25 protein-coding genes are annotated in these 26,514 nt (G+C 62.9%); 5 read left to right on the forward strand and 20 right to left on the reverse strand.

All coding sequences use genetic code 11. The features are described 5' to 3' along the window. The first annotated feature begins 211 nt into the window (after positions 1-211). Positions 212-415, forward strand: a complete 204-nt coding sequence (locus FQ746_RS27630) for a DUF3562 domain-containing protein (RefSeq protein ID WP_144112971.1) — start codon at positions 212-214, stop codon at positions 413-415. 124 nt (positions 416-539) lie between these two features. Further along, a complete protein-coding gene (locus tag FQ746_RS27635; RefSeq protein ID WP_144112972.1) occupies positions 540-1,001 on the forward strand; it encodes a GNAT family N-acetyltransferase in 462 nt (153 codons plus the stop codon). Here FQ746_RS27635 and FQ746_RS27640 read toward each other — a convergent pair. From FQ746_RS27640 to FQ746_RS27735, 19 genes are all read right to left on the reverse strand, one after another. Then, a complete protein-coding gene (locus tag FQ746_RS27640; RefSeq protein ID WP_313955583.1) occupies positions 983-2,284 on the reverse strand; it encodes a type II toxin-antitoxin system HipA family toxin in 1,302 nt (433 codons plus the stop codon). The two genes, FQ746_RS27635 and FQ746_RS27640, sit on opposite strands and share 19 nt — an antisense overlap. After that, positions 2,281-2,604, reverse strand: coding sequence for a helix-turn-helix domain-containing protein (locus FQ746_RS27645; protein WP_144112974.1), 324 nt, complete (start codon positions 2,602-2,604; stop codon positions 2,281-2,283). The genes FQ746_RS27640 and FQ746_RS27645 overlap by 4 nt, the downstream gene beginning before the upstream one ends. 101 nt (positions 2,605-2,705) lie before the next feature. Then, positions 2,706-3,566 carry a pirin family protein gene (locus FQ746_RS27650; RefSeq protein WP_144112975.1) on the reverse strand — a complete coding sequence of 287 codons (861 nt, stop codon included), beginning with the start codon at positions 3,564-3,566 and terminating at the stop codon, positions 2,706-2,708. Between the two features lie 138 nt (positions 3,567-3,704). Beyond that, positions 3,705-4,106, reverse strand: a complete 402-nt coding sequence (locus FQ746_RS27655; protein ID WP_144112976.1) for a hypothetical protein — start codon at positions 4,104-4,106, stop codon at positions 3,705-3,707. A 17-nt stretch (positions 4,107-4,123) separates the two neighbouring features. After that, positions 4,124-7,711, reverse strand: a complete 3,588-nt coding sequence (locus FQ746_RS27660; RefSeq protein WP_144112977.1) for an RHS repeat-associated core domain-containing protein — start codon at positions 7,709-7,711, stop codon at positions 4,124-4,126. A gap of 474 nt (positions 7,712-8,185) precedes the next feature. Continuing rightward, complete coding sequence (locus tag FQ746_RS27670; RefSeq protein ID WP_144112979.1) at positions 8,186-9,589, reverse strand: MFS transporter; 1,404 nt, start codon at positions 9,587-9,589, stop codon at positions 8,186-8,188. Between the two features lie 24 nt (positions 9,590-9,613). Further along, positions 9,614-10,879, reverse strand: coding sequence for an NAD(P)/FAD-dependent oxidoreductase (locus tag FQ746_RS27675; RefSeq protein WP_144112980.1), 1,266 nt, complete (start codon positions 10,877-10,879; stop codon positions 9,614-9,616). After that, positions 10,876-11,838 (reverse strand): VOC family protein, encoded by a 963-nt coding sequence (locus tag FQ746_RS27680; RefSeq protein ID WP_144112981.1) that lies wholly within the window; start codon positions 11,836-11,838, stop codon positions 10,876-10,878. The genes FQ746_RS27675 and FQ746_RS27680 overlap by 4 nt, the downstream gene beginning before the upstream one ends. 50 nt (positions 11,839-11,888) lie before the next feature. Further along, positions 11,889-13,379 carry an aldehyde dehydrogenase gene (locus FQ746_RS27685; protein WP_144112982.1) on the reverse strand — a complete coding sequence of 497 codons (1,491 nt, stop codon included), beginning with the start codon at positions 13,377-13,379 and terminating at the stop codon, positions 11,889-11,891. 47 nt (positions 13,380-13,426) lie between these two features. Beyond that, complete coding sequence (locus tag FQ746_RS27690; RefSeq protein WP_144112983.1) at positions 13,427-14,257, reverse strand: aspartate dehydrogenase; 831 nt, start codon at positions 14,255-14,257, stop codon at positions 13,427-13,429. Then, positions 14,250-15,908 (reverse strand): thiamine pyrophosphate-binding protein, encoded by a 1,659-nt coding sequence (locus FQ746_RS27695; protein ID WP_144112984.1) that lies wholly within the window; start codon positions 15,906-15,908, stop codon positions 14,250-14,252. The genes FQ746_RS27690 and FQ746_RS27695 overlap by 8 nt, the downstream gene beginning before the upstream one ends. Then, entirely contained in the window at positions 15,901-16,710 is an 810-nt protein-coding gene (locus tag FQ746_RS27700; protein ID WP_144112985.1) for an SDR family oxidoreductase, read from the reverse strand. The genes FQ746_RS27695 and FQ746_RS27700 overlap by 8 nt, the downstream gene beginning before the upstream one ends. After that, positions 16,710-17,618 (reverse strand): IclR family transcriptional regulator, encoded by a 909-nt coding sequence (locus FQ746_RS27705; protein ID WP_144112986.1) that lies wholly within the window; start codon positions 17,616-17,618, stop codon positions 16,710-16,712. The genes FQ746_RS27700 and FQ746_RS27705 overlap by 1 nt, the downstream gene beginning before the upstream one ends. Then, positions 17,619-18,536 carry an alpha/beta fold hydrolase gene (locus FQ746_RS27710; protein ID WP_144112987.1) on the reverse strand — a complete coding sequence of 306 codons (918 nt, stop codon included), beginning with the start codon at positions 18,534-18,536 and terminating at the stop codon, positions 17,619-17,621. Between the two features lie 63 nt (positions 18,537-18,599). Beyond that, positions 18,600-19,127 (reverse strand): cupin domain-containing protein, encoded by a 528-nt coding sequence (locus tag FQ746_RS27715; protein WP_144112988.1) that lies wholly within the window; start codon positions 19,125-19,127, stop codon positions 18,600-18,602. A gap of 26 nt (positions 19,128-19,153) precedes the next feature. After that, a complete protein-coding gene (locus FQ746_RS27720) occupies positions 19,154-19,921 on the reverse strand; it encodes an SDR family oxidoreductase (RefSeq protein WP_144112989.1) in 768 nt (255 codons plus the stop codon). Beyond that, positions 19,914-21,044, reverse strand: coding sequence for an aromatic ring-hydroxylating oxygenase subunit alpha (locus FQ746_RS27725; protein ID WP_144112990.1), 1,131 nt, complete (start codon positions 21,042-21,044; stop codon positions 19,914-19,916). The genes FQ746_RS27720 and FQ746_RS27725 overlap by 8 nt, the downstream gene beginning before the upstream one ends. Before the next feature lie 63 nt (positions 21,045-21,107). Next, positions 21,108-21,419, reverse strand: a complete 312-nt coding sequence (locus tag FQ746_RS27730; protein WP_144112991.1) for a recombinase-like helix-turn-helix domain-containing protein — start codon at positions 21,417-21,419, stop codon at positions 21,108-21,110. A gap of 1 nt (position 21,420) precedes the next feature. Continuing rightward, positions 21,421-21,735 carry a non-heme iron oxygenase ferredoxin subunit gene (locus FQ746_RS27735; RefSeq protein ID WP_144112992.1) on the reverse strand — a complete coding sequence of 105 codons (315 nt, stop codon included), beginning with the start codon at positions 21,733-21,735 and terminating at the stop codon, positions 21,421-21,423. Positions 21,736-22,140: 405 nt separating this feature from the next. Between FQ746_RS27735 and FQ746_RS27740 the strand changes: the two genes are divergently transcribed. Further along, positions 22,141-23,247 carry a porin gene (locus tag FQ746_RS27740; protein WP_409932443.1) on the forward strand — a complete coding sequence of 369 codons (1,107 nt, stop codon included), beginning with the start codon at positions 22,141-22,143 and terminating at the stop codon, positions 23,245-23,247. Positions 23,248-23,265: 18 nt separating this feature from the next. On the opposite strand, the gene FQ746_RS27745 is transcribed toward FQ746_RS27740, so the two are convergent. Then, positions 23,266-24,207 carry an IclR family transcriptional regulator gene (locus FQ746_RS27745; RefSeq protein WP_144112994.1) on the reverse strand — a complete coding sequence of 314 codons (942 nt, stop codon included), beginning with the start codon at positions 24,205-24,207 and terminating at the stop codon, positions 23,266-23,268. A gap of 212 nt (positions 24,208-24,419) precedes the next feature. On the opposite strand from FQ746_RS27745, the gene FQ746_RS27750 reads away from it, so the two are divergent. Both FQ746_RS27750 and FQ746_RS27755 read left to right on the forward strand, forming a co-directional pair. Then, positions 24,420-24,707: a hypothetical protein gene (locus FQ746_RS27750; RefSeq protein WP_144112995.1), complete on the forward strand. Its 288-nt coding sequence runs from the start codon at positions 24,420-24,422 to the stop codon at positions 24,705-24,707. An 89-nt stretch (positions 24,708-24,796) separates the two neighbouring features. Further along, complete coding sequence (locus tag FQ746_RS27755) at positions 24,797-26,494, forward strand: acid phosphatase (RefSeq protein ID WP_144112996.1); 1,698 nt, start codon at positions 24,797-24,799, stop codon at positions 26,492-26,494. The last annotated feature ends 20 nt before the right edge of the window (positions 26,495-26,514 follow it).

Genomic DNA, 26,514 nt, shown 5'->3' on the forward strand with positions numbered 1-26,514 from the left:
AAGTATTACGTTCAACAGGGCCGGATGGATGCGCGCGGGGCGCGATGAAGATGCGAAGTCTTGTCCGCGCTGCGTTCGCCGCATCGCAAGACAAAAATCTCTGTGAGACGGACCCTGCGATAGATCGATTCAATTGGTATCGCCGCAAGGCGCGTTCTCTAATACGAACTCTGCGTGTCCGCGCCATGTCCCCATCTTTTCGGAGAAGTCCATGTCTCAGCCTGAGCCGAATATCGACGAAGTGGTGAAGAGTATTGCGGAGGAGACCGACACGCCCGCCGAAACGGTCTCCCGGATGTACGCCGACACCTTGGCCGACTATCGGCACGACGCGCGCGTCTTCGACTACGTGCCCCTCTTTGCAGCGAAGAAAGTCCGCGACAAGCTGCGTCAGAACACCCATCGCAAACATTGATTCACAGGCGCCGACGCTGGTCCTAATGTTTCAGCGTGCTCTGGCGCTAACACTCGCGCAGAAAATTTCTTATGCTGACGGACTTCGTGGCGTCGCCCACTATCCGGCTGCAGGAGCTTTGCGCATGTCTGAACCGATTCGAATTCGCCTGATCGAGCGTGATGATTTCGACGCGTGGTTGCCGCTATGGGACGGCTATAACGCGTTTTATGGCCGCTCGGGGGAGACGGCGTTGCCGCGCGAGGTGACCGACACGACGTGGGGGCGTTTCTTCGATGGCTACGAACCGATGCATGCGATGGTCGCCGAAAGCGGCGGCCGGTTGCTCGGTCTCGTGCACTTTCTTTATCACCGGCATACGACGATGACGGGGCCTATCTGCTATCTGCAGGATTTATTCACGGTCGAATCGGCGCGGGGTGAGGGCGTGGGTCGGGCGCTGATCGAAGCGGTGTATGCAAGGGCGAAGGCCGATGGTGCACAGCGGGTTTACTGGCAGACGCATGAGACGAATCAAACCGCGATGAAGCTTTACGATCAGGTTGCGGATAAGTCGGGGTTCGTGGTTTATCGCAAGGGGCTTTGATTGGGGGCGGGGGTTTCCCATGATGCGATCAGTTGTGACGATGCGCCCGCCGACTCACAGACCGTACGCGCGAGATTGAACGAGGCTGCCAGGTCTGGAATATCGTTGGAATCCAGACCTGTTTCACGCAACACCGATTCATAGCCATGCATGATGCGCGAAGCCATGATCCGCAAATCGATGTCCGCCTCTTCCCGCGCATAACCAAAGGTTTCGCATGCGCCAAGCACGTTTTCCACGTTGATGATCGCTGCGCCGTCACGGTTCATCGCCATGGCCAGCGTGCCGCCATGCTGTGGATGAGGGACGAGATCGTAAGCCGGGGATAAACCCCACGCGCCGTCACGATGCAATACGGCATGATTGCGAGGATGATCGTCGCCGTTGCCGATCAACGCATTGAACGCCATACGCCGCCACAATTCTCTTTGCATCGGCACGACGTCCTGACCTGCGGCGCCGCTCCATCGACGCAATTCATGAGCGAAGCCAGGGTACGAGCGTAAGCGGTCGCCGCGAACTTCTCCCCGCCCCAGATGCAGAACGGTATGGGCACTGGCGAACGCGTGCCGCATCACGCCGGCATCTGTGCGCGAACGATCGAATCGTTTGACCACGATGAATTCGCGGTCTCCCGCGCGTTCAAATTCGACCGGTGCAACTTCGATCCCGCAATGGGTTGCAAGCTGCATTGCCACGAATTCGCGGGCGGGATAGTGCGGCAGGTCTGCGCGGTCCTGAAGCTTGGCCAACCACCATTCATTTCGATAGATCACCGTCATTTTCGGCCGCTCTCCACCCATGCTCGTGCCGGGCAAGCCGCTCGCCTCTCGTGCTGCGACACCATCTCCACGCGTATCCGGCAACCTTTCGAGTGCATCGACAAGGCGCTGAACGGGTGGCGGACGCCATTCGAGTTTTTGAGAAATATCGTCGCCAATCTCGATAGCGCCAACCGAATCGCCCGGCGCCTGTTCCAGGCGGTCCAGTTCGTCCAGCGACCGGCCCGTTTTGCGCTCGAGCAGTGCGAGACCGAAACCCTCCGGTGACGCATCCCGGAACACGCCGAATACGCCATTGTTAGCGGTTTCCGTTGCGGCGCGTGTGGAACGCGTGAATGGCAGTCGCAGAGGGTCGAGCGGAATGGCGTTCGGCAGCGCGCGGTAATCGCGGTCGTAGCTAAACCGGCCAAGCCGGGGTTCCCACGAAAAAACGCCCGCCAGCACGGGTTCACATGAGCCGGGCGGCCAGAACCAGACCGGTTTCGAACGGGCGGTCGTCACGACTGCGGCCCTCTCACTCTGCGCGGCAGACGTTTCTTCAATTCGGCCATCCCTTCCGGATCGTCTTCGAGACGTGCAACGCCTTCGACTGCATCGAGCAGATCCATCGCCCAAAGCGCAAGAAACCAGCTGCCGATTTGCACTGTTTGCGCGCCGCCCTCGATGTTGACGATGGTGTTCAGCCCCACGCCTGCTTTGACGGCCAGGTCCGCCTGGGTCCAGTAACGTGCTTTGCGCGCGACGGCGACGCGCTCGCCCAAGGCTTCGAGCGCGTCCTCGACGGCAAACGGCAACAGCGAAGTCGGGCGGGAATTTTTCACGCTATAGCAACATTTATTGGACTTAGTTTTTATTATAAGCACATATTTTCGGATATACCAAATTCTGGATGGTTGCGCTCCGGGGTCGCCTGATCGTCTTGTTACGTCACCTGAACGTTGAATTTCCCAGCGTGGAAATCGGCCACTGCCTCGCGCAACTCCTGCTGGGTATTCATCACGAAAGGACCGCCCGACGCGATTGGCTCGGTCAACACTTCGGCATGTCCGAATAGCAGAACCGACGCCTCTTCTGCAGCGAGTTCCAGCGCGTCGCCGTCACGATTGAGTTCCGCCAGATTGAACTGCGAAACCCGTTGCTCGCCGATCGAAACATGGCCGCGAACGACGTAAAGAAAAATCTGGCGGCCTTCGAGTTGGTCGAACTGAATCCGGCTTCCTGCCGGCATCCGGATAACGGACATGAAGGTGTCGGTCAGCGAATCGACAGGACCGCGTACGCCTTGCCAGTCACCGGCGATCAGTTGAACGAGCACTTCGCCGTCGGGCGTGCTCACGACGGGGATATCGCGTTCCTGCAAGCCAATGTAGCGGGGTTGCGTCATCTTGAGTCTGGCGGGCAGGTTCAGCCATAACTGCAGGATTTCCAGTGGACCGCCCTGCTCCATGTACGACTGCGGCGATAGCTCTGCGTGAATCAGGCCGCTGCCGGCCGTCATCCATTGGATACCACCTGCATCGATCACGCTCTCGTGCCCTCCGGTGTCGGAATGGGCGAGGCTGCCTTCGACCACGAACGTCACGGTTTCGAAGCCGCGATGCGGGTGTGGGCCGAAGGGCAACCCGCCGTTGTGCGGCGGGTACACCTGCGGGCCGTGATGATTCAGGAACAGGAACGGATTCAGATGCGGTATGGCCGGACCGGGCAGCGGACGCCGGGTGGTCAGGTCGGCAATATCGTCACGATGAGCGCGATGCGTGGCTTTGAGGGTGAGGAATGGCATGCGGGTTCCTTGGGGGCTACGGAGGCGCGAGCGTGTGGGTCGAGGTCGAACTCTATCGGAAAGCTTGACCTACCCCGCTTCAGATACAGAAGGACCGCGAATGGGACTCTTTTGCCACAACTTGATCCACAAACAAATCTACTTGTTTATGGCTATGCTCGCTGCAAGAAAAACAATCCATCCGCCATACACAGGCTCGATCTCAACGAACACTTTTTCCCCTCGTTCAATAGCAGCCACTTCGCGTTCAATCACTGGTAACCAGACTGCCTCATTCCTCTCGTCACTGCGCACTCCGGACAGCAGAAGCGCTAGCGAATCCCAATAGTCATTCGGCTCACTCGCCGAATCCCACAGATGAATTCTGTCAACAATGTTCTGCTCGCGGAATTTGTCAGCAACAAAGCGATCCACCCCTTCCGCAACCAGAGTGAAGCAATGCCTGGCTTGTCCGCGGAAAAATATGCTCATGCGTTTATCGTCCTCAGAAAAGAGGATGCCGGTGACATGCGCCTCCACGAAACCCGAGAAATCAATCATCGTTGCGCTCCCGTGCGTCAAGGTTCCCGGGGCCACGGTGAGTAAGGACGCCCCGGTTCCTCGCGTACGCCCCTCGGCCATTCATGCACATGATCCACTTCGTTGCCTTGATGCGGTTTGTCATAGTCACGTTGCGGCAAGCCATCCGGTCCGTAATCGCGCCCCCGCCGGGGGCCCCCAATCCAACCATTTGCCGGGCCCTCATCGGGTGGATTTTTTGGCCTATTGAAAGTCGGCCCGTTAAACAGATTGTTGAACCAATCTGGAACGCCCGCCGAACCCGAACTGCAACCCGGCCCAGTCGGTGGAGGTGGCGGCAAGATGGGAATTGCCTGCGACCCAAACGGATCCGTGAACTGCAGCGGATTACCGTTGACGTAAGCATACGCATTCGTCTGCCCACTCGCCCAGCCGATCGGATCTTCACTGATGAACCGCGCGGTGCCCGGACTGTAATACCGCTGCCGATAGTAATACAGCCCCGTCCCGTCATTCTCCCGTGCGGTGTACTGCTGCGAGTTCACATCCGCCGCACCCGTCTGCGTCGTCACACCATATGGATCGTACCGGTACTGTGTGCGGATCTGCTGCGCGTTATCGGTCAGCGCGATCACATTGTTGGTCGCGTCGCGCAGCGCGTATCTGTCCTCGCTATCATCGTCGCCGATCCGCCGGAACAGGAACTCATCCACGGCGCTCCCGGGGTACGGCGAGAACACACGAATACGCTTGAGCCGGTCGTCATCCGGGATGAAGAAGTTGAGGTCGTGACCGATCCACGTCGACTGCAGCCGATGACCGTTGACCGTGCGGTCGATGCGCCGCCCAAAGTTGTCGTAGGCGAAATTCGCCGTCACGCCACCGCTGATTGCGCCCAGCAACCCCTGTTCATTCCAGCGGTACTGGTCGACGCCGTCGCTAACCAGATTGCCGTTCGGGTCGTAGGAGAATGTTTTGCCCGCCCAGCGCGTTAGCTGGTTGGCGCCGTTGTATTGCGCATCGTCGACCGCCTGCGGCAGATCGACCTTCGCCAGCGTGCCGCCAGCCTTCGTTCGACGACCGGCCAGATCGTAGCCATACGTCAGGTCCCCCAGCACACTGCCGTCGGACCGCGTGTACGTGATGCCGGTCAGCTGGCTGGCTGCATCCCACGCATAGGTGACCGTGATGCCGTTGGCCAGCGTCGCCTGAACGAGCCGACCGAGCGCGTCATACGCATAGCCGAAGTTACGCGGCGCTTCTTCGTTCACCGTGTACTGGACCTGCGTCAGGCGGTGATCGGCATCGCGACTGTATTCGACCGTCGCCATCGGCATATCGAGTCCGACGACTTCCCGCGTGTCCGGGGCGTACCGGAATGACCAGACACCCTGGATGTTCGGAATCTCCAGCATGCGCGTGAGCCTGCCCGTCACGCCGTCGTAGTGGAACAGCGTATCGGTTTCCTTCTCGTGCCGGCCATCGGCGGTCGGGAACAGGTCCCGTGTGCTGTCCAGTCTGTTCAGCGCCTTGTTCCAGTCATACATCCAGCTTCGCGTCGGCAGCGTGCCCGGTGCCGACTGGAAGTCGGTCTGCTGCGCACGGCCGGCCGCGTCATAGGTGTAGGTCGTCCACTGGCCCTTGCGATCGCGTACCGTGGCAAGCTGTCCCGCGCTGTTCCATGTGTAGGTGTCGGTGTGGCCGAGCGGATCGGTCCGGGTCAGCGGACGGCCCGTCGCGTTGTAGGTATAGCGGGTGGTGACGCCCTTCGGATCGGCCTCGCTCAGTAAATGACCACTGGCGTCCCATGTCAGACGGGACACCCCGCCCATCGCATCGGTGACGTCGGTGGTGCGGTCCAGCGCATCGAGCGTGCGGCGCGTCGTATTGCCCAGCGGATCCTGCACCGCAGTGACGCGACCCGCCGCGTCCGTCGTGAAGCGTGTCGTCCGGTCGAGCGGATCGCTTACAGCCAGCAGGTCGGCTCCGCCCCACGCGTACTTCGTCACGCCGCCCAACGCATCGGTGACGGTGAGCGCACGGCCCTGATCATCGTTCGTCCACGTGGTGCGATGGCCCGAGCGGTCGGTCACGCTGAGCAGATTGCCTCGGGCGTCGTACGCGTAACGCGTACTCACGCCACGCTGAGGATCGCCCGCCTGCGCTTCGGTAAGCAACCGGCTGCTGTCGTCGAACGTGCGCGTGAGCAGCGTGCCGTACTGGTCAGCCTCACTGGTCCGGTTGCCATTCGCATCGTAGGTATATGCGTACTGACGATCCGCTGTGGCGAGCTTCGTTACCCGGCCCGTCGTGTCATAGACAAACGTCTGTACCTGCGCGATCTCGAGTCCCGCCGGATATTCATTGCGCAGTACACGGCCGTTTGCATCGAAATCCAGACGGCGGATGCTGCCGCGACGGTCTTTAACCTCCGTGCGGCTTACTTTGCCGGCCGCGATCGTGTACGCAAAATCAAACGTGCTGTTATCGGCGAGTTTCTGTGCGACCACGCGGTCCTTGACATCGCCAGCATCGCCGTAGGTGTTGGTCACCTGCACGTTACCCAGCGGATCGGTCACGGTAACGAGACGGCTCTGCGCGTCCCACCCGTATCGCCAGACGCCGCCGCCCGCATCGGTGCACTGGACGAGCCGGTCCTGACTGTCGTACTGGTACGCCACCACCCGTCCCAGCGGATCACTCACGCGTGAGACCAGCGGCGTGCCGCGGTTGCCTGTCAGCGTCGTGAACCTGAGCACGCGCCCGTTCGGGCTGGTCACACCCGTCAACGCGCCCGTACCGCTGTCCCGCGCAATCACGACCGCATTGCCGTTGCGATCCTGCAGACGCGTCAGCCGGTACACGCTGCCAAATATCGTGAACTGCTGCGTGCGTCCATCGCGCAGCGTCAGCGTCATGACCGAACTGCTGGTCGTATCGATCCGCGCGCGGTAATACTCGCCGGGGCTGGTCAGGTCGTCCCAGGTCCGATTGCCCGCCCGGGGCGCAAACGGCACGCGAATCCCGGTCGCCTGCCGCAGTTCGAGTCGCTCACGATCGGCGCTCATTGCGAGCATCGTGTCGTAGGTCAGGCCCATCCCGACACCGAACGCCGCCGCGAGCGGTCGGCCCGATGCGTCATACGCGCCGGTGCGATACACCCGAGTCAGCGCCAGAGCACCGGCTGAATCGTCCACCGACAGGTCATGCGTGTACTGGAAGAACTGCCCGGTATAAAGATTCACCGGATCGGCACCCGACGTGCTGTTGCCACACCCGGCCGATGCGTCAGCGGAGCAGTTGCCCGAACCTGCGGCGGCATCCGGCATGCTGTCTTCCGGCGATACCGGCTCGCTCGTATCGCTATCCGACGGGCCGCTGCAATACGCCGCAATTACATCGGGGTCGCCGCAGACGTAGCCACCCATTCCGCCAAAATCGGCGGCTGCTGCCTTCAGCGGACATTGCGGATTCGCCGGATACGCACCGGCCGCGCTGTATCGGGAATCGCAGAATTGGTTCGCCGACGCCTGCGGTGCAACCAGCCACGATAGCAGCGTGAACAGAAGCAGGACGAACGGACGCAGCAGCGCGCGACGCGCCGCGAGGGGATCGATAACTGACATGGAGATTCCCGAACGAGACGAAAGGCAGAAGCGGAATGAAAAGCCGTCGCACGCGTTTCCGCTAAGGCGGCACAACCTCGCTCACCGCCCGTCGGATCGCAATGACATTCCCGGCCGCATCGTAGTCGTACGAAGCGACCGAGCCCGCGACCGAAACCGAAACAAGCCGCCCGAGCGCGTCATACGCATAGGCAATCTCGTCAGCCTGCGCCGACGCGGCAAAGGCCCACAACCCGCCCCCAGCACCGAACAGAATCCAGAGAAATAAGCCCCGCATAACCGATACCCCCGTCACCAACCTACCCAACGACGATATCCAAACCGAAACCCAATTCCTATGCGACGCATCATCACGTAACGTAGGAAGTTCCCTACAATCCAAGGCCCCCAAAAAGCAAAAGGGCGCACCACCCAGTGCGCCCTTCGGCCTCCCTACAATCGCGGTATCACGACATCAACCGCCCACCAAACTCCTCACGCCTCCAACTGCTCCAGCACCTTCCCTTTCGTCTCGATCCCGAGAAAGTGCACGACGACCGCTGCCAGAAACGGCACCGCCGCCAGAATATAAAACGCCACTTCCAGATTGCCGCCGATCATCGTCTTCGAAACGATAGTCGGCGCAAAAATCGCCGCCACCTTCAGCCACGCGCCGCCGACACCACAACCCATTGCACGGATACTCGTCGGATAAAGCTCCGGCGTATAAACATACGCGGTGATAAACCCGGACGCCAGAAAGCCCAGCGAAAACGCGCAACACGTCGCGACCACATAAACCGACGACGCATGAAACACCCCCGCCAGCAACAACGACAACGCGCACAGCACGAACGACAGATTGATAATCGGCTTACGTCCCACCTTATCGACCAGCAACGCACAAGCCAACGAACCCACCACGCCCAGTACCGAAGCGGCCACCGCCAGATTCAACGCCAGTTGCAGCGGCGCGTGATAAATCGTGCGATAGATCGTCGGCAGCCACGTCGACAGACCGTACTGAATGAAGCCGCAGGTAATCCACAACATCGCAACCGCCAGCGTGCGCTTCAGATACGCGGGCCCGAACAGATCGGCCATGCGGCGCTTAGGATGACTGTTCACCATCGTCTCGAACTCGGTCGAATGCGCGACCGGGGGCAACGGACCCTTCACCGCACGTTCGAACACATGCACGGCGTCGTCGGCTTCGGCCATCCGTTCACGCTCGGCGAGCCAGCGCGGCGATTCCGGCACGAGCTTGCGCAGTACGAAGAACAGAATCAACGGCATGCCGCCGATGAAATACATCGCCTGCCAGCCGAAACGCGGCACGATCCACGCACCCAACGCATTGGACGCCAGCAGTCCCACCGGAAACACGATCTCATACAGCAGCACGAAGCGGCCGCGCCCATGCGCGCGACTGATTTCGTTGATGTACGTTGCCGCCACCGGCAACTCGCCGCCAAGCCCCAAACCCTGAATCACACGCAGTACCAGGAACGCCGCGAACGTCGGCGCGAAACCGCAGGCAATACTCGTAATGCCGATAATTCCCGAGCTCAACGCAATCGCCCGCACACGCCCTTTGCGCTCGGCATACCACGGGAACACGAACGCGCCGATCAGTTGACCGACCGAGCCGGAGCCGATCAGAAAGCCGATTTCCCACGGCGTCAGATGCCACTTCGCGATCAGGATCGGCAACGTGGCCGCAATCGCGATCACATCGAAGCCGTCGAAGAACGTGGCGAGACCGATCAGGATGCGCGCGCGCACCTGCATCGCATTCTTCGGCAGGCGCTCGAGGCGAGCGATGATCGATCCGCGAGTCACGGCGCCTGAAACGCCGGCACTGCTGCGGTCCCCGATGGGTTGGTCGATGGTTCTCATGCGGTGGTGCCGTCCGTAATGTGGTTAGGCAAGTGCCGTAGTGGCGTCGGTCAAAGTCGCCAGGTCCATCGTGCGGCCCTGGTTCATCCATTTGCGCGAGAGCTTCAACTCGCGCGGGGTATTGATGGCGATCACGCCGCGAATCGCGCCGTCTTCCAGATGGAAAAGCGTCGCGCGTTTGCCCGGCAGATCGCTGCGCACGGCAAGCTGCGCATCGGCGGGAATGTCGCCGAGTATCTGCAGATTGACGTCGTACTGATCGGACCAGAACCACGGAATATCCGCGTACGGTTCGAACGTGCCGAGCATCGCTTTGGCCGCGGCAATCGCCTGGTTCTGCGCATTGGCCCACGACTCGAGCCGCACGCGACGCTTGAGCCATGCGCTCGGATGATTGGCGACGTCGCCACAAGCGAAGATGCGCGGGTCGTCGGTCCCGCCGAAATGATCGACCACGATGCCGTCGTCGACCGCCACGCCCGCAGCTTCGGCCAACGCCGTATGCGGCGTCAGACCGATGCCGGCGACGGCAAAGTCGGCGTCGAGCGTCGCGCCATCCGCGAACGTCGCGCGAATGCGGCCGGCTTCCGTCGGGTGATCGTCGATACTCACAAGCACCGCATTCAGACGCACGTCCACGCCGTTCGAACGATGCAACTCAAGCAGGAAGTCCGACACCATCGGCGGCAACGAGCGCGCGCACAACCGAGAAGCACCTTCCACGACGGTTGCGTCCACACCGAGTTTGCGCGCGGTCGCCGCGACTTCGAGGCCGATCCAGCCGCCGCCCACCACCAGCACGCGCCGGCTGGCGCGCAGCCGTTCACCGAGCGCGACGGCTTCGTCGAGCGTACGCAGATAAGCGATGTGCGAGGTCTTCACGAGGCTCGCGGGCAGGCGACGCGCCGCGCCGCCGGTCGCGATCACGAGGCGGTCGTAATGCACTTCGCGTCCCGACTGCGTGCGCACGATGCGCGCGTCGCGATCGATCGAACTCGCGCAATCCGGCTGCCAGGCCTCCACGTTCAGCGCAGCGAATTCGTCCGGCTTCACGAGGCGCACGGTGTCGATATCCGCTTCGCCCGCGAGCACGGCTTTCGACAGCGGCGGACGTTCGTACGGCAAGTGAGTCTCATCGGCAATCATCACGAGGCGGCCGTCGAAACCCTGCTTGCGCAAGGTCTTCACCATCCAGCCGGCCGCCTGACCGCCGCCGATCACGACGATGGTCTGCGGCGCTTCAAGACCGGCGTGGGCGGCTTGCGCCTTCTCGAGCGCGGCGTCCGTCATTTCTTCTGCTCCGTCATGAACTTGCCTTCCGGCGCTTTCGCATTGACCTGGCGACGCGTATTGCCGTCGATGCCGCCGTCGATCGCCCATTCGGCAAACACGGTCGGACCCGGTTCGAAATCGCGCGGCTGCCATTCCGGCGTGAGCTGGTCTTCGTCGGCGTAATACTCGATCAGACCGCCAGCCGGATTCTGGAAGTACCAGAAGTACGCGGACGACACCGGATGACGCCCCGGTCCCAGTTGCGTGTCCCAACCGCAGCGGCTGATATGCATGCCGCCGCCGAACACTTCATGAATATCGCGCACGGTGAATGCGACGTGATTCAAACCGCGCTTACCGTTGGGCAACGCCAGCAGAAAAATGTCGTGATGGCCGCCGTGCGGCGCGCAGCGCATGAACGCGCCGCGGCCCGGATAACGGTCCGACATCTCGAAGCCGAGCAGTTCCTGATAAAACTTTTCCTGCGCGGCCAGCTGGTTCGTGAAGAACACGACGTGCCCCACTTCGACCGGCTCGGCGCGTTCGTAAATCGGCGACGGCTGATCGACGCGCAGCGTCTGGCCCCACACGTTCGACGGCGAACCGTGCACGTCGAGTTCGCGCTTGCGCGTGACTTCGACGCGAATCGCCATGCCGTTCGGGTCGATGCAGCCGACTGCATCATCCGTTTCGAAATGACCGGGCTGACCGGCGAAGCGGCCGCGCAGTTCGTCCAGTTCCGCCCTGGTCGCCACACCCCAGGTCACTTCGCGCAACGTTGGGCCGTCTTCGAAAGCGGGCGGCAACGAAGGATCGCTCGCTTCGACCGCGAGCACGGTGCAACCGTTGAGCGTTTCGAAACGCGCCTGGTTGTCGTCGTGCGCGACTTCCTTCAGGCCCCAGTCCGCGAAAAATTTGCGGCAGGCGGCCAGGTCGGTCACGCCGTAAATAATCTGTTCAATGCCGAGAATCGTCATACCGTGCCTCTTGCGTAACTTGCGTAACCTGCGTAACCCGGGTGTCTGTATCAGTTCGCCCACGCCAGCGGCGCGTCGTTCAAGCCCCAGTAAAGGCTCTTCTGCTGCATGTATTCGCGGATGCCCAGGCGCCCCTTCTCGCGGCCCATCCCGCTTTCTTTCCAGCCGCTGAACGGCGTCGAAATCGAGAACAGCTTGTAGGTGTTGATCCACACTGTGCCGGTTTCCAGTGCGCGGGCAATCCGGTAGGCGCGCTTGTAGTCGCGCGTCCAGATGCCGGCAGCGAGGCCGAACACGCTGTCGTTCGCTTCCTTCAACAGAGCGGCTTCGTCGTCGAACGGCATTGCCACCAGCACCGGCCCGAAGATTTCTTCCTGGCAGATGCGCGCTTCGTTGGTCAGGCCTTCGAGAATCGTCGGCTGGAAATAGGTGCCCGCCTCGCGGCCGTCGCCCACCGGACGCTCGCCGCCGCACAACAGGCGGCCGCCCTCTTCCAGACCGAGCGCCACGTAGCGCTCGACGGTCTCGCGATGCGCGGCGGTGATGAGCGGGCCCATCTGCGTTTCCGCGCGCGACGGGTCGCCGACGCGCAGCTTGCGCGCGCCTTCCACGAGACGCTTCATGAACGCGTCGTAAATCGAGCGCTGCACGAAGAGGCGCGAACCCGCAATGCACGCTTCGCCCGACGAACTGAAGATGCCGTACAGCACACCGTTCACCGCGTGATCGAGATCGGCGTCGTCGAACACGATGGTCGGCGACTTGCCGCCGAGTTCGAGCGAAACCGGCATCAGCTTGTCCGCGGCGAGGCGCGCGATACCGCGGCCCACTTCCGTGCCGCCGGTGAACGACACTTTCTTCACCAGCGGATGACGCACCAGCACGTCGCCGATCACCGAGCCTTTGCCCGGCACCACGCTCACGACACCCTTCGGCACGCCGGCTTCTTCGCAGATGCGCGCAAGCGCCAGCGAGATCAGCGGCGTGACTTCGGCCGGCTTCAACACGACGGCGTTGCCGCCCGCGAGCGCCGGCGCGAGCTTCTGCGCGTCGGAAGCGATCGGCGAATTCCACGGCACGATGGCCGCGACCACGCCGACCGGTTCGTAAATGCTCATCGTCAGATAGTCGCCGCGCGAGGGCGTCACTTCTTCGTCGAGCGTTTCGAGGCAGGCCGCGAAGTAGCGGAACGTGTTCGCGGCGCTCGCCACCAGCACGCGGGTTTCGCCGATCGGCTTGCCATTGTCGCGACGCTGCAGTTGCGCGAGCGCTTCATGCTTCGCGGTAATCAGGTCGGCGATGCGATACAGCACCAGCGCACGTTGATGCGGTTTCAGACCCGACCAGTCGGCACGCCGCCATGCGATATCGGCCGCTTCGACGGCTTCGCGCGCGTCGTCGGCATTCGCGGTCGAGATTTCCATATTGACCGACTGATCCGCCGGATACAGGCTTTTGTACGGGTTGCCGCGCCCTTGCCGCCATTCTCCGCCGATAAAAATATCGCCGTTGGGCACGAGGCTGGTATCGAAGTGAGTCATGTCGGTCGTTCCGGTTTGCTTCAACTAGTCGGCGGGTGAGCCGGTTCTTAAATCACGCAGCGCGCCGCGCGATTGCGCAGCGCACGCATCGCGCTATAAGCGGTCAGCGCGGAAGTCTTCGGGTTGTCCGGCAAAGGCTTGCCGCACATTTCCAGCGACATCTCGCCGAACGCGCCGCGCGCCACCACGCGATGCACGTTGCGCGTCACGTTCGGGTCGGCAATCAGACGCACGGTGGTCTGATCGAGGCCGAGACCCGCGAGCGCGATGGTCGCCGCCACGTTTGCGTTCTTTGGATAGAGGCGCGCGGCTTCGCGCGCGCTGCCTTCGAAGATCACCTGTTCGTGCGTCAGCGTGTGCAGATTGCACACCTGTTCGGCGGGCGTGCCGAGCCAGCCGTTCGGCGGCTTGCGGCCCGTGTACAGCACTTCGTCCAGACCGCCGAGCTTCGCGGCGGACAACGCGTCCACCCCGCCGATCGCACCGGACAGCAGCGTGAGCGTAGCGTCGCCTTCGTCGGCGGCGGCGGACAGCGCGTCGAGCAGCAGCATGTCGGACAGCGCGCCGATCGACGCCACCGCGCAGTCGGTGCCTGCTTTCAGCAACGGCACCACGTGGTCCACGAGTGCGCTATGCCCGGCGCACTCCAGCGCGAAATGCGGCTGGCTGCTCAGCGCGGAGACCGACGTCACCACGTCGACGTGCTCGCCCACGACGTCCTGGACGGCGGCGCGATTGCGTTCGGACACGATCACGTGCGACACACGCACCATCGGATCGTTGGCGACCGAGCGATACACCGCCTGGCCGATCGCGCCGAAGCCGATCATTGCGACGTCGACGGGTGCGTGATGCCCCGCGTAGTCAGCCTCACGCATGTTCCGGCTCCTTCTCCTTGACCGGCGGACCCGCGAACGCGGTCGCGAACGAGCCGACCGACAGCATGTCCACTTCGACCAGCACCGGACCGGTCTTCGCCATGCCCTGGCCGATGATGTCTTCGGCCTGATCCAGCGACTTGATGCGGTAGTGCGTGAGCTTCAGGCTCTCGCAGAACTGCGCGAAATCCGGTTGATGCAGGTCCACATAGCAGCGGCGGCCGCCGTATTGCGCATCCTGAATATTGCGGATCACGCCATAGCACTGGTCGTTCATCAGCACGATCATCACGTTGGCGTCTTCCTGCACGGCCGTCGCGAGTTCGCCGACGTTGACCATCAGGCCGCCGTCGCCGACCAGGCACACGGTCTTCGCGGCGTTACCCGCGAGCGCCGCGCCGATACCCATCTGCATGCCCTGCCCGATACCGCCGCCCAGCGCGTGCACACCCGCACGCGGCGAGAAAATCTGCAGCATGCGGTTGCCCCACGTGCTGTTCGAGATCGTCACGTCGCGCACCCAGTTGTAATCGCGGCCCACCGCTTTTTGCAGCGCGTCGACGAGTTGCCTGTACGGGCCGAGACCCTTGCCGACGTCGGCGACCGCGCTCTCACGCGCGGCGGCCAGGTCTTGCGCAAACGAAGCGTCCACCGCGATGCGGCCTTCGAGCAGCGTCGCGAGTTCTTCCAGCACTGCCGATGCATCGCCGTGCACGAACATCTCGTTGCGATAGCCGCGGTTATCGGCGAGCGCGTCGGCGTCGATGCGATACAGCGGTTGCGGCAGCGCCAGCTTGTACTTCAACGTTTCATTGCCGCGCAGACGCGAGCCGACGACCAGCAGCGCGTCGCAAGTCTTGTAGAAGCTTTCCACCGCCGCATGCACGTTGAACGCGCCGAGCGAGGCCGGGTGATCTTCCGGCAACACGCCGCGACCCTGCACGCTGGTCACGACGCCGAAGCCCAACGCGACCAGACGCTCGACCGCGCCACGTGCATGGCGCGTGCCGCCACCCAGCCACAGCAACGGACGCTTCGCCTTCACCAGTTGCTCGGCGAGTTGCGCGACGCGCTGGCTCGAATGCGTGAGCGTGGTGACGTGCGGCGCATCCAGATCGGCGGGCCATTCGATTTCGGCGGCCTGAATGTCGATCGGAATCTCGACGCTGACCGGACCGCTCGGCGCGGTCTGCGCAATGCGCACGGCTTCGCGGATCGTCGGCAGCGCGGTCTCGACCGAGCGCACGCGGAACGCGGCCTTGGAGATCGAGTGCAGCATCGACAGTTGATCCGGCGCTTCGTGGATATACGCGAGGTCCTGATCCAGATACTCGGTTTCGATCTGACCGGTGATATGCAGCAGCGCGGTGCCTGCCGTCAGTGCTTCGACCATCGCGCCCGCTGCGTTACCCGCCGCGGTGCCGGTACTGGTGAAGGCGACGCCGAGACCGCCGGACACACGCGCGAGGCCGTCGGCCATGTTCACCGCGCCGGCTTCGCCGCGCGCGCCGACGTAGCGGATCTTGTCGCGGTTATGAATCGCGTCGAGGATCGGCATGTTGTGGATCGAGATCACGCCGAATGCAGTTTTGACGCCGCACTGTTCGAGAAAAGCGGCGATCAGCTCGCCAACGGTGGTTTTGTTAGACATGTCGTGCAACGCCTCCAGAAACATCGATATGACTGCCCGTCGTATAGGACGACAGCGTCGTAGCCAGATAAAAAAGCGCCTGTGCGGCTTCTTCGGGACGACCGAAGCGGCCCAGCGGAATGTTTTTCTTGCGCGCCAGCTCCGCCGTCCAGTCTTCCCAGCTCTGGCCCGGCTGCGCTTCTTTCGCATGACGGCGGCGCCATTGGCCCGACTCGACGATGCCGATCAGAATCGAATTCACGCGGATGCGCTGCGGCGCGAGTTCGACCGCGAGCGACTTGGTGAGGCTCAACACACCGGCACGCGCCGACGACGTCGCGACCATGTGCGGCTCGGGTTGTTGCGCGAGCAGCGAGTTCACGCAGACCACGGCGGCGTTCTTTCCCGCGCCGGCTGCGTCGCGCAGCATCGGCAGGAACGCGCGGGTCGGGCGGATCACGCTGAAATACTTCAGGTCCAGTTCTTCGCGCCAGGCTTCGTCGGTGGTGTCGGAGAAGGTGGAGACGCGGCCCTGGCCGGCATTGTTCACCAGCATGTCGGTGCGGCCGAAGCGCTGCTGCACCGCGTCGGCGAATGCGGCGACCTGTTGCGCGTCCAGCACGTCGCAGGTTTGCGCGAGCAGCGGCGCTTGCGGAAACTTTGCGCCAAGCGTCGCTTGCGCTTGTGCAAGGCGTTCGCCGTTGCGCCCGCAGATCGCCACCGAGGCGCCTGCCTGCAGGAACAGTTCGGCGGTCGCGAGGCCGATGCCGGACGAACCGCCCGTCACCACGGCAACCTGTCCGGTCAAGTCGATTTGAATCATCAGAGTCCCAATGCCTTCATGTATTGGCTGCCCGCATTCGGGCCGGCTTTCGGCCGATAGTTGAGCCGCTGCGAGAGTTCGTCGGCCGCGCGGCGAACCTTGTCGATCAGGCCGCTGTCGAGCAGCGACGCGTCGATCTCGTGGCGCGGAATCGTCGTCGTGATGACCGCGACGATGCGGTCCGTGTCGTTGCGAACCGGCGCGCTGACCACTGAGATGCCGCGCTCGAACGACGACTCGCTAATCGCGAATCCGCGCTGCGCGTCGTCGCGAATCCGCTCGTACAGATCGTCGAGTGTCGACGGGGTCTGCTTCGTGAAGCGTTCCAGTTCCGGCTCGGGGTACAGCTTTTTCAGATCGTCGAGCGTCATGTCGCCCATCAGCACCTGACCGTGGGTGGTCGCATAAGCGGGCAGGCGTGTGCCGACGTTGACTTTGACCGAGCTGAAAATCGGCGCATGACTTTGCGCCTTCGCGACGAAAACCACGTCACGTCCATCGCGAATCACGATGTGGCTGGTCAGGCCGGTCTCGTCGCGCAAGGCTTCGATGATCGGCAGGCCGAGGTCGGTCAGTTCGAGCGAGCTCAGGTATTCGAAACCGAGCCGCAGTACCGCGACGCCGAGCCGGTAATTGCGGTCTTTATCGGCGCGCTCGAGGAAGCCGAGCGACTCGAGTGTTTGCAACAGACGGAAGACCGTCGTGCGCGGGATCTTCAACCGTCGAGACAGTTCCGGTGCACCGAGCACCGGCTCGCGTGGCGAAAACTCCGTGAGGATTTTCAGGCCGCGTTCGAGTCCGGGCACGCGGTAGGCGGTATCGCCGCCGCTGTCGTTGCTCGTGTCGTTGCTCGTGTCGTTGCGGTCTTCGTCCGCGTCGCGCTCGGCGTTAGTCGTGTCGGGCGTCATTCATTGGCTCCGTTGTCCGTCGCAATCGCGGCAGAACGTGTCGATGATCGCGGTGTACGCCGCGGGGGCTTCGATATAACCGGCATGCCCCGCGCGTGGTACGACCTGCAGTGATGTACCGGCGGCCCGCGCGAGTAGCTCGCAGGCTGCGGGCGGTGTGATGGTGTCTTCCGCGCCGACCGCGAGGGCGAGCTTTTGCACCAGCGGTTGTGCAAGCCGGCCATCCAGGCGCGCGAGGTCGCTCGCGAGATCGGCGTTGGCGAGCAGATGCGTCGCCTGCGCGTAGCCTTGCGGAACGACCCGCGCCATGTTCCAGCGCACCCATGCGCGGGCTTCGTCGCTCGCGTGCGCGGACACCATGTTGGCGCTGCGTTTTTCAGCGAGACCTTGCGGTCCCAGTTCGTTCAGCATCGCGAGACGTTGATCGCGCTTCGTCTCGCGCACTTCCGCGGATGCCTCGCCATAACCGCCGGCGGGCGATAGCAGAAGCAGTCCGGCCACGCGCTGCGGCCAGCTCGTGGCAAACGCTCCCGCGATAATCGCGCCGAGCGAATGGCCGAGCAGCACGCAACGCTCGATACCAAGTGCGTCGAGCCACGCTTCGAGCACCGTTGCGTAATCGGCGGCGGCGGGAGATTCGGGCGCGACGGGTGTCGACACGCCATAACCCGGCGCATCCCAGGCCATCACACGACGCGCCGCGCCCAGCACCTCGAACTGCTGCACCCACGAAGCCGCGCCCGAGCCGATACCGTGCAGCAGCACCAGCGGCAACGCCGCGCTGTCGGCGCCGTGCGCTTCCCGATAGCTCAGCACACGTTGCGAAGCCAGCCCGACCTGCTGCGCGGGAAAGCGCGCGAGGCGCGTTTCGAGCGAAGCGTTCTGATCGGCGATGCTGGCGGACGGGACGGCGGACATGGTTTCCTTCGCGGGTGTTTTACGTTTCGGGGCTAAGGGTGTGGCTGTGGCTGTGGCCGGGGCTCAGCGCTTGAGCGAAGCCAGCGGCGAATCCGGCGGATAAGTCGGTGTAACCGGCTTCGCCGAACCGAGCATCACGCACATCAAAGCGTCTTCTTCGCCGATGTTCACTTCCGTGCGGTACACGCCCGGTGGCACCGAGATCAGATCGCGTTCGCCGAGCACGGCTTCCCACGTCTCGCCGTCTTTCTCGCAGATCACTTTCATCTTGCCGCGCAGCACGAAGAAAATTTCTTCGACATCCCGATGAATATGGCTCGGGCCGATGTTGCCGGCCGGAATCACCATCGTCGAGAACGTGAAGCCGCCGGCCGGGACCGTGTTCATGTCCTTCGCGACACCCGTGCCGCCGGTGCCTACGTAGCGCATTTGCGCGCGGCGATACTTCGGGTCGTAGTCGGCCTGGAACTTCAGCGCGTCCCAGTCGTAACGACGCGTTTCCAGACGTGCCACGCGGCTGTCCAGCCATTGTTCAAAGCTCGCGTCCGCGGGTTGTTCCCACGATTTGCGTTCGATATCGGCGTCCGCCATCTCTTTCTCCTTTCGATTCGACAAGATCAATTCATCACGAAGCCGCCGTTGACCGGCAGCAACTGGCCAGTCACGAAGCGCGCGGCGTCGGACAACAGGAACAACACCGGCCCGGTGACGTCGTCGGGCACCTGAGCGCGCGTCAGCGCGCGGCCTTGCAGGTAATACTGATGACGCTCGGCCGGCACGTAAGCCGTCGCTTCCACTTCGGTGAGACCTGGCGCGATGGCGTTGACGGTCACCTGATGCGCGCCGAATTCGCGTGCGAGCGAACGCGTCATGGCAATCACCGCGCCTTTGCTGGCCACGTACGCGAGCAGTTTCGGCGCGCCCCACATCGCCGTGTCCGACGCGATATTGACGATGCTGCCGCGCCCCGATTCACGCAGATACGGCAGCGCTGCGGTACTCATCAACCATGTGCCGCGCACGTTGACGTTCATCACCGCGTCCCACGTGTCGACCGACAGTTCGTCGGCGAACTTGCCGCCGGAGTTGGTGATGGCCGCGTTGTTGATCAGCGCGTCCAGTCCGCCGAGCCGCTCCGCTGCCTGCTTCGCGAACTGCTGGATGCTCGTGGGATCGGCGAGATCGAGCGGCAGGTACGTGACCGCGTGACCTTGCTGCGCGAGCGAAGCGGCGAGCGCCTCGCCTTCCGCATGCAGCACGTCGCCGAACACGACCTGCGCGCCGGCTTGCACCAGCGAGCGCACGAACGCCGCGCCGAGTCCGCGCGCGCCGCCCGTCACGAGAACGCGCCGGCCTTGGAGTGCGGCAGCGGCTTCGTTATGCATGGCTGTGGCCTGCTTCGGCGACTTGCGGCGCTTGCGCTTGAGCCGGAGATTGAGCTTGCGCTGCTGCAGCCTCTGCCGCTTTCGCGCGATGCGCATCCAGTTCGGCAAAGTGCTGTTGCGCGCGCTGACGGAACATGCGGCGCACGCGCGTCATGCCGACGTCGTGCTGATAGAGGAATTCGTGTTCGCGTGCATCCGGCGCCATGCTTTCGAGCACGTAGCGGTCTTGCTCGAGCACGGCCCAGTGCAGACCTTCAAGACGGTTGCGATACAGGAAGCGCCATGCATCGCGCTGCCAGCCCGAGACCTTGCGCGTGCGCCAGAAGTACACCTGGCAATTCTTTTCGTCGACCGGCACCGCGAAGCCGACGATGCCGAAGCTGCCGCCCGGGCCGAACTTCTTTTTGTACGGAATCGCGAGGCGCATCCACAGCGCGCCGGTTTCACCGAGTTCGACCCAGTCGAAATTCACATCGCGCTGGCCGACCTTTTCGAACATCAACCCGGTGTCCGTCTTGCGCACGCGCATGTCGGCCTGCTTGTCGCCTTCGGCCATCGAGTGCGATGTCGCGTGCAGATACGCGCCGTGCATCGGGTCCATCACGTTGTCGATCGCATACTGGTAATTGCACTTCCAGTTCGACATGCACAGGAAGTTCGCGTACTCGGCGCCGACCAGCTCGTCCGGCAGCACGAGCGGCGCCGGTTCCTTGTGGGCTTCGTCGCCGAACCACAGAAAGATCGCGCCAGCATGCTCTTCGACCGGATACGACTTCACGCACTTCTGACCTTCCAGCGGGCAGTTCGACACCGCCGGCACTCGCGTGACCGTCCCGCCGCCATCCACCTCGATACCGTGATACCAGCACGCGACGCTGCCGCCGAGATTCCAGCCGAGCGACAGACGCGCGCCGCGATGCGGGCAACGGTCTTCGAGCGCGCGCACCTGGCCTTCCTTGTCGCGCCACAGCACGATCTGCTCGCCCAAACGCGTGACGCCGACCGGCGCATCGCCGACCTGCCAGCTCGGTGCCACGGGATACCAGTAATTGCGCAGGCCGCGATCCAGATACGCCTGGATCGGATCGGCGGCGCCTTGAGTCGTTGTATTAGGGGACGTCATGAAAAGACTCCAGAGACGAAAGCGGGATACGTAGATCGGAATACGTCGATCGGGAAAGCGCGCTCAGTCGGCGAGCAGACGGAATTCGACGGCGAGACGCTCGGCGTCCCACGCGCTGCCATCCGGCGTCCGGAAGCCCACGTGGTTCAAACCGTCGGCGACTTCCTGCAATTCCAGCGCGCCGGCTTCGAACACTTTTTCGAGCGCATCGCCGAAGTCGTTTTCGTATTGAGTCGGCTCGGCCTTGCGGTTTTGCCAGATGAAGTTGCCGCTTTCGCCCGGCTTCTCGATCACGCCCTTGCCGGCGACGTTGTTCGGCTGCGGTGCGAGCCAGGGCTTCAGGAAGGGATTGAAGTTCACGATGTGTTCGGCCATGTCATTCCACCTTGATCTGGATTTCTTCACCGGCCAGGCGCACCGAATACATCTTGAGGTCGCGGCCACCGGGCTCTTTCAGGCATTTGCCGGTCGGAATATGAAACACGGCTTCGTGTAGCGGGCATTCGACGGTGTCGCCGTCGATAAAGCCCTGCGTCAGCAATGCGTACGCGTGGGGGCAGACGTTCTCGAGCGCATAGAGCGCATCGCCCACCTTGTAGATGCCGATTTCGGTGCCGTCGAGCTTGAACTCGATCGGCGCGTCTTCGGACAGTTCGCCGGTATGGCCGGCGCAGCGCCACTGTTCAGTCATTTCTCACCTCTTTCCTGTAGCTCTGTGTTCCATATAAGGAACATCAGTTCGTGTATGGATAATTATAGGATTGGGTGGTGCAGGAAAAAAATAAAAATCTGCGGGAGTGAGGGAAAACACTGTGTGTGGTTTCTACAACACGGGGGCGGCAGTGGCGGAGTACGCAGGCGAAGTGCGTCCACAAGCTTGCTGGGCTTGGTTCTAACGCGCTTTTAGCTTGCCTGGAAACCGTCGCCATGGGGTTTGTACGGACCTCTGATTTTTATTTTGACCAATTTCAGCGTGCCTATACTTTTCCATAGGCGATACACACGCCCATAGGTGGAACAAATCGTAGCAGTTTTGGCGCATAAACCCAACGCTGCATTCAACTAAAGCATGGATCGACGTCGGCGATATCGGCGCATGCCACTCGTCGCGGGATCGGGAGAATCAACGGTGAAGCACATCATTGCGGCCGGCTTGACGGCAATCTGCGCAACGACAGGCGCGTGGGCGCAAAGCAGCGTGACGCTATACGGCAGCCTGGATGCCGGCGTTGCGTACATCAGCAATGCGAGCGGTCATTCGAAGTGGATCGAGGAACAAGGCAACATGCAGCCGGACCGCTGGGGCCTGAAGGGCGTCGAAGACCTGGGCGGCGGTCTGAAAACCGTATTCCAGCTGGAAAATGGCTTCTACACGACGACGGGCGCGATGGCCAAGTCCGGCACGCTGTTCAACCGCCAGGCTTTCGTGGGTTTGAGCTCGGATAAGGTCGGCACGGTCACGCTCGGCCATCAGACGCCGTTCAGCTTCGACGTGCTGGGTCCGTTGAGCACGGCTTATCTGGCGGCAAGCTGGTATGCGTTTCACCCGGGCAATCTCGACGAACTCGCCGATACCGGTGTCGTGCCGTTCGACAATTCGGTGAAGTTTCGTTCAACGAGTTTCAACGGCTTTACCGTGGGCGCAATGATGGGGTTGGGCAACACGACCAACTTCTCGACCGGCAAGACGTTGAGCTTCGCGTTGACCTATGCGAACGGCCCATTCAAGGCCGGCGCGACCTACGCGAACGAGCACAACCGCACGCCGTCGATTATCACGACCGGCATCACCAACTTCCAGGGTATCGCGGCCGCCAGCTACACGGCGGACAAGGTGGAAAACATGGGTGCGGGCGCGTCTTACCAGTTCGGCAAGCTGCTGGTGCATGGCCTGTACACGCGTGTGAAGCTGGAGTCGGCCGGCCATTCGGATACGTACCAGAGCTACGATGCGGGCGCGAATTATCAGTTCACGCCGTTCAACAGCATTGCCGGCGGCGCCGCGACGACGACCCTGGCGGGTCATCGCTGGACGCAGTTCGAAATCGGCGATATCTACGCGCTATCGAAGTCGACGCAGGTGTACGTGAACGCGCTCTACGAGCGCGCGGGCTCGAACACCGATGCCGCGTTCTTTACGGCTGGCGTGTCGAGCGGCCGCAATCAGACGATCCTGTTGAGCGGCATCCACCACTCGTTCTGATGTTTCGAACTTAGGGCTTCAACCCTGTGAGCGGCGCGCCTGAATCGCGGTCGGATCGTCCGGCCGCGGTCGATAGCTGAGGCGCTCGGACAATTCGAGCGCCGCCTGGCATACCGCAATGACCAGCGGCTCGCGCTCATCGGCTTCGCCGATATCCGAGCGCGGAATGGTGACCGTCAACGCGGCGACGATCTTGCCGCTCTGATCGCGCACCGGCGCGCTCACCACGGAAATGCCGCGCTCGAAGGACGCTTCGCTCAACGCATAGCCGAGTGTCGCGCTTTCACGCACGCGTTCGTACAACTCTTCGACCGTGGTCGGTGTGCGCTCGGTGTAACGCTCGAGCGGCGACTCGGGATACAACGCGCGCAACTCGTCGAAACTCATATCGCCCATCAACACCTGGCCGTGCACGGTCGCATGCGCGGGCAAACGCGTGCCGACGTGCACCTTCACCGAGCTGAACATCGGCTCGTGAGTCTGCGCCTTCGCGACGAACACCACGTCGCGTCGATCGCGAATCAGCAGATGCGTGCTGAAGCCGGTCGCATCGCGCAAACGTTCGAGCAGCGGCGTGCCGACATCGGTGAGTTCCAGCGAACTCAGATATTCGAAACCAAGCCGCAACACGGCAATGCTCAGCCGGAAATGGCGGTCGCCGTTCACTCGCTCCAGAAACCCCAGGGACTCGAGCGTTTGCAACAGACGGAACGTGGTGGTGCGGGGAATGCCGATGCGCCTGGACAACTCGGGCGCACCCAGAACAGGTTCGCGCGCGCTGAATTCGGCGAGGATGCGCAGGCCGCGCTCCAGACCCGGCACCAGATAGGTGGGACCGCCCGTGTTTTCTTCATCGGTGGAGTCTGCTGGATCGGGTGCATCGACAACGTCCTGTCGGGACGCCGCAGCGCGTGGCGTCGCTGCCTTGCGTACCGCTCCTGTCTGCTCTTCTTTTGCCATCTTGGCTGCCGTGTCTGCTGTTCGTCGGGTACGGACCAGCATGATAGCGCGAAGCACTCGCCCCTCTTCGCGCGGGCGGCACGGCATATGTGGTGAGCCATGCCCTCCGGCGTGCCGCCGCCAGCAAACGCGGTGCTATGCTTTGAACCGGTCCGGCGCGCGAGACTCAGGCTTCGTGCGTTGGCAACGCCTGGCGTGCGGAGGCTTACATCATGTCCGATTCCATTCAGATTCAGGTTGCCGACTCGCACCTTTATCCGGGTTGTGCCGTAAGCATTGCGCATCTTCCCGAACCGACCCGCGGTGCGGCCGCGCGGGTCGAATTCGCCGACGGCTCAGGCGCGCACGCCACCTGCCATCGACGCACGTTCGACGAAATCGAGCTGGCCGTAGACGGTTATGCCACGCAGAAACGCCATCCCATCGACGCCCGACACTGGCTGCTGCTCGCAGTCGACGCAACGCACCATAGCTGGCGCGTGAAGCGCCGGCTGACGTGAAATCGTGACGTCACGCGACGTGCTTCAACCTGAGCCACCTCTCTCGCCTTCCCGACGCTGCCCACCCGAAGCCCACTCGAGGCCCACCGATGACAGACCACGACGCCAAGCTCCCACCTGACTCCGAACCAACGGCCGGCAGCGCCCCAGACGACCCCGAGCGCCGCCGCGTACTCACCGGACTCGCCGCGGTCGGCATCGGCCTGGCACTGAGCGGTTGCAAGACCGAGTCAGGCACGTCGGGCGACACAGCCAATCGCAGCGCGGCCGACTTGCGGCTCGATGCCGCGCTGCGCGATCAGGTCAAACAGATCGTCGTGATCTACGCGGAAAACCGCAGCTTCGCGAATCTGTACGGCAACTTCCCCGGCGTCCAGCATCCGCTCGACAGCGTGAGTGCCGAGCGCTCTCTGCAACTCGATCGCGACGGCAAAACGCCGCTGCCGCGCCTGCCCGCGATCTGGGGCGGCCTCGTGCCGCAAGCGCAGGAAGTGGACGGCAAGCGCTACATGATCGACGAGAAACATATCGTCGGTCTGCGTAACGGGCCGTTCCATCTGACCGATGCGCAAGGCGCGCCTTTACCCAGCGGCGTGATCACGCGAGACCTCGTGCATCGCTTCTATCAGAACCAGATGCAGATCAACGCCGGACGCAACAACCAGTTCGCCGCATGGGGCGATTCCGGCGGGCTCGTGATGGGCCACTATCGCAATTCGGCGGACACGCTGCGCCTCTGGGGTCTCGCGCAGCAATACACGCTATGCGATAACTTCTTCATGGCCGCGTTCGGCGGCTCGTGGATGAACCACATTTTTCTGATCTCCGCGCAGGCGCCGTTCTACCCGGACATTCACAACAGTCCCGCGAAAAAGCTGGCCTCGGTGGTGGAAGGCGACGACCCGGCCGGCACGCGGCTGAAGCTGGCGGCGGACTCGCCCGCCTCCGCGCTCGACGGGCCCCCGGTTTTCGTCAACGACGGCGCGTTCACCGCCGACGGCTACGCGGTCAACACGATTGCGCCGCCGTATCAGCCGAGCAATGTGCGGCCGGCCGAAAACGGCAACCCTGCATTCGCCGACCCCGCCAATCCGCGCGTGCTGCCGCCGCAGCATTACGCGACGATCGGCGACCGGCTGACGGACAAGGGAATCGACTGGGCGTGGTACAGCGGCGCGTGGCAATACGCGCTCGATCATCAGGACACGGGCGCGGTGCCCGATTTTCAGTACCACCATCAACCGTTCAACTACTTTGCCAGTTACGCGCCGGGCACGGCTGCACGCCGCAAGTATCTGCGCGATGCGGGGCTTGGCAACGACGCGTCGACCAATCGCCTGATCGCGGATATCGACGCGGGGCGCTTGCCCGCCGTGACGTTCTATAAACCGCAGGGCGACTTGAACATGCATGCGGGCTATGCCGACGTGGAGTCGGGCGACCGTCACATCACCACGATCATCGAACATCTGCAGCGCGGGCCGCAGTGGGCCAATACCGTAGTGATCGTCACGCACGACGAGAACGGCGGCTGGTGGGACCCGGTCGCGCCGCCGAAGGGCGATCGCTGGGGCCCGGGGTCGCGCATTCCCGCGCTGGTCATCTCACCGCTGGCGAAGAAGGGTTACGTCGACCACACGGTGTACGACACGAATTCGATTCTCCGGCTGATCAGCCGCGTGCATGGATTGGCGCCGCTGGATGGCGTGGTTCAGCGCGATCGCGCGTTTGCGCAGAACGGCCTCGCGCCATTGGGGGATTTGACGGGGGCGCTGGATCTCGCCTGAACCTCATTTAAGCCTGACTT

This window comes from Paraburkholderia sp. BCC1886, assembly GCF_900996245.1.
Taxonomy (GTDB): Bacteria; Pseudomonadota; Gammaproteobacteria; order Burkholderiales; family Burkholderiaceae; genus Paraburkholderia.

Coding starts and splice junctions, on each gene's coding strand:
- FQ746_RS27740 (WP_409932443.1), top strand. CDS start 22,141: ATGCCACTCGTCGCGGGATCGGGAGAATCAACGGTGAAGCACATCATT.
- FQ746_RS27660 (WP_144112977.1), bottom strand. CDS start 7,711: ATGTCAGTTATCGATCCCCTCGCGGCGCGTCGCGCGCTGCTGCGTCCG.
- FQ746_RS27735 (WP_144112992.1), bottom strand. CDS start 21,735: ATGACTGAACAGTGGCGCTGCGCCGGCCATACCGGCGAACTGTCCGAA.
- FQ746_RS27745 (WP_144112994.1), bottom strand. CDS start 24,207: ATGGCAAAAGAAGAGCAGACAGGAGCGGTACGCAAGGCAGCGACGCCA.
- FQ746_RS27650 (WP_144112975.1), bottom strand. CDS start 3,566: ATGCCATTCCTCACCCTCAAAGCCACGCATCGCGCTCATCGTGACGAT.
- FQ746_RS27670 (WP_144112979.1), bottom strand. CDS start 9,589: ATGAGAACCATCGACCAACCCATCGGGGACCGCAGCAGTGCCGGCGTT.
- FQ746_RS27720 (WP_144112989.1), bottom strand. CDS start 19,921: ATGCATAACGAAGCCGCTGCCGCACTCCAAGGCCGGCGCGTTCTCGTG.
- FQ746_RS27755 (WP_144112996.1), top strand. CDS start 24,797: ATGACAGACCACGACGCCAAGCTCCCACCTGACTCCGAACCAACGGCC.
- FQ746_RS27685 (WP_144112982.1), bottom strand. CDS start 13,379: ATGACTCACTTCGATACCAGCCTCGTGCCCAACGGCGATATTTTTATC.
- FQ746_RS27705 (WP_144112986.1), bottom strand. CDS start 17,618: ATGACGCCCGACACGACTAACGCCGAGCGCGACGCGGACGAAGACCGC.
- FQ746_RS27635 (WP_144112972.1), top strand. CDS start 540: ATGTCTGAACCGATTCGAATTCGCCTGATCGAGCGTGATGATTTCGAC.
- FQ746_RS27730 (WP_144112991.1), bottom strand. CDS start 21,419: ATGGCCGAACACATCGTGAACTTCAATCCCTTCCTGAAGCCCTGGCTC.
- FQ746_RS27655 (WP_144112976.1), bottom strand. CDS start 4,106: ATGATTGATTTCTCGGGTTTCGTGGAGGCGCATGTCACCGGCATCCTC.
- FQ746_RS27680 (WP_144112981.1), bottom strand. CDS start 11,838: ATGACGATTCTCGGCATTGAACAGATTATTTACGGCGTGACCGACCTG.
- FQ746_RS27710 (WP_144112987.1), bottom strand. CDS start 18,536: ATGTCCGCCGTCCCGTCCGCCAGCATCGCCGATCAGAACGCTTCGCTC.
- FQ746_RS27700 (WP_144112985.1), bottom strand. CDS start 16,710: ATGATTCAAATCGACTTGACCGGACAGGTTGCCGTGGTGACGGGCGGT.
- FQ746_RS27725 (WP_144112990.1), bottom strand. CDS start 21,044: ATGACGTCCCCTAATACAACGACTCAAGGCGCCGCCGATCCGATCCAG.
- FQ746_RS27695 (WP_144112984.1), bottom strand. CDS start 15,908: ATGTCTAACAAAACCACCGTTGGCGAGCTGATCGCCGCTTTTCTCGAA.
- FQ746_RS27675 (WP_144112980.1), bottom strand. CDS start 10,879: ATGACGGACGCCGCGCTCGAGAAGGCGCAAGCCGCCCACGCCGGTCTT.
- FQ746_RS27630 (WP_144112971.1), top strand. CDS start 212: ATGTCTCAGCCTGAGCCGAATATCGACGAAGTGGTGAAGAGTATTGCG.
- FQ746_RS27750 (WP_144112995.1), top strand. CDS start 24,420: ATGTCCGATTCCATTCAGATTCAGGTTGCCGACTCGCACCTTTATCCG.
- FQ746_RS27715 (WP_144112988.1), bottom strand. CDS start 19,127: ATGGCGGACGCCGATATCGAACGCAAATCGTGGGAACAACCCGCGGAC.
- FQ746_RS27690 (WP_144112983.1), bottom strand. CDS start 14,257: ATGCGTGAGGCTGACTACGCGGGGCATCACGCACCCGTCGACGTCGCA.